Source organism: Bradyrhizobium sp. P5_C11_2, assembly GCF_054049755.1.
The window spans coordinates 1-2,384 of record NZ_JBFULT010000826.1; the positions used below are offsets into that span (position 1 = coordinate 1).

Below are 2,384 nucleotides of genomic sequence, written 5' to 3' on the forward strand. Positions count from 1 at the left end.
GCCGGGGGCGATCCGACCTCTCCCCGCTAAGAGCGGGGAGAGGTTAAAACTCACGCGCGCTTGCCGCCGTTCTTCTCGGCTGCGCGGCACAGCGCTTCGGCGAGCGCGCCGCCGCCGGAGGACTCCTGCTTGCGCGGCGCCGACGAGGTCATGCGGGCGGTGTTGCGCGAATTGTTGTCGCGCTGCATGCCGGGCGCATCCTTCTTGGCGCCGACCTCGTCGTCGAGGCGCAGCGTCAGCGAGATGCGCTTGCGGGCGACCTCGAAGTCCAGCACCTTCACCTTGACGATGTCGCCGGGCTTCACCACTTCGCGTGGATCCTTGATGAACGTCTTCGACATCGCCGAGATGTGCACGAGGCCGTCCTGGTGCACGCCGATATCGACGAAGGCGCCGAAGGCGGCAACGTTGGTCACGGTGCCCTCGAGGATCATGCCCTTCTGGAGATGCTTGATCTCCTCGACGCCTTCCTTGAACACCGCGGCCTTGAACGCCGGGCGCGGGTCGCGGCCGGGCTTTTCCAGCTCGCGCAGAATGTCGGTGACAGTCGGCAGACCGAAGGTCTCGTCGACGAAGTCCTTTGGCTTCAGCGTGCGCACAATGTCGCTGCTGCCGATCAGGGCCTTGATGTCGCTCTTGGTGGCGGAAAGGATGCGTCGCACCACCGGATAGGCTTCCGGATGCACGCCGGAGGAATCGAGCGGGTCTTCGCCGCCAAGGATGCGCAAAAAGCCCGCGCACTGCTCGAACGCCTTCGGCCCGAGCCGCGGCACGTCCTTCAGCGCCTTGCGCGACTTGAACGGGCCGTTGGCATCACGGTGCTGCACGATGCTCTGCGCGAGGCCGGAACCGACGCCCGACACCCGCGCGAGCAGCGGCGCGGAGGCGGTGTTGACGTCGACGCCAACCGCGTTCACGCAGTCCTCGACCACGGCATCGAGCGACTTGGCGAGCTTGGCCTCGCCAAGATCGTGCTGGTACTGGCCGACGCCGATCGCCTTGGGCTCGATCTTGACCAGCTCGGCAAGCGGATCCTGGAGCCGCCGCGCGATCGAGACCGCACCGCGCAGGGTGACATCCAGGCCCGGCAATTCCTGCGACGCGAAGGCGGAGGCCGAATAGACCGACGCGCCGGCTTCCGACACCACGATCTTGGTCATCTTCAGTTCGGCCAGGCCCTTGACGAGATCGGCCGCGAGCTTGTCGGTCTCACGCGAGGCGGTGCCGTTGCCGATCGCGATCAGCTCGACGCGATGCTTCAGCGCGAGCTTGCCGAGGATCGCAAGCGCCTCGTTCCACTGCCGCTGCGGCTCGTGCGGATAGATCACGGCGGTATCGACCACCTTGCCGGTCGCGTCGATCACCGCAACCTTGACGCCGGTGCGGAAGCCGGGATCGAGCCCCATCGTCACGCGGGTGCCGGCGGGCGCGGCCAGCAAGAGGTCGCGCAAATTGGAGGCGAACACGCGCACGGCCTCAGTCTCGGCGGCATTCCACAGCCGCATCCGCAGATCGATGTTGAGATGCACCTGGATCTTGGTGCGCCAGGCCCAGCGCACGGTGTCGATCAGCCAGCGGTCGCCGGCGCGCTTGAGGTCGGCGATGCCGAACCGCTTCATGATCTTCAGCTCATAGGCGCCCGGCACGCCGGGCGGCGGCGCTTCGGCCTCAGCCTGGATCTGGAGATCGAGGATCTCCTCCTTTTCGCCGCGGAACATCGCGAGGATGCGATGCGATGGCAGCTTCGTCAGCGGCTCGGAAAATTCAAAATAGTCGGCGAATTTTTCGCCCTCGGTCTTCTTGCCGTCGCGCACCTTGGAGGCCATGCGCGCATTGGTCCACATCTCTTCGCGCAGCGCGCCGATCAGGTCAGCGTCTTCGTCAAAACGTTCGACCAGGATGGCGCGGGCACCGTCGAGTGCGGCGGCGGCATCCGCGACGCCCTTCTCGGCGTTGACGAAGGCTTCGGCCACGATCTTCGGATCGTTGGCAGGCTCCGCCATCAGCTGATTGGCGAGCGGCTCGAGGCCGGCTTCCTTGGCGATCTCCGCCTTGGTGCGGCGCTTCGGCTTGAACGGCAGATAGATGTCTTCCAGGCGCGCCTTGCTGTCGGCGGCCATGATCGTGGCTTCGAGCGCGGCATCGAGCTTGCCCTGCTCACGGACCGATTCGAGGATGGCCTTGCGGCGGTCTTCGAGCTCGCGCAGGTAGCCCAGGCGCTCCTCCAGGGTGCGCAATTGCGCGTCGTCGAGCGCACCGGTCGCTTCCTTGCGGTAGCGGGCGATGAAGGGAACCGTGGCGCCGCCGTCGAGCAGCGCTACCGTCGCCTCGACCTGCTCCGCCCGAACCCCAAGCTCCTGCGCAATTTTCTGGWTGATATTCGC

Annotated in this window: 1 protein-coding gene; it reads right to left on the minus strand. The window is 66.3% G+C overall.

Going from position 1 to position 2,384, the window contains the following annotated elements; genetic code table 11:
- Positions 1–50: 50 nt before the first annotated feature.
- Positions 51–2,384, minus strand: a 2,334-nt coding sequence (locus ACXJL8_RS39070; RefSeq protein WP_456686820.1) for a Tex family protein, incomplete at its 5' end; no start/stop codon positions are given.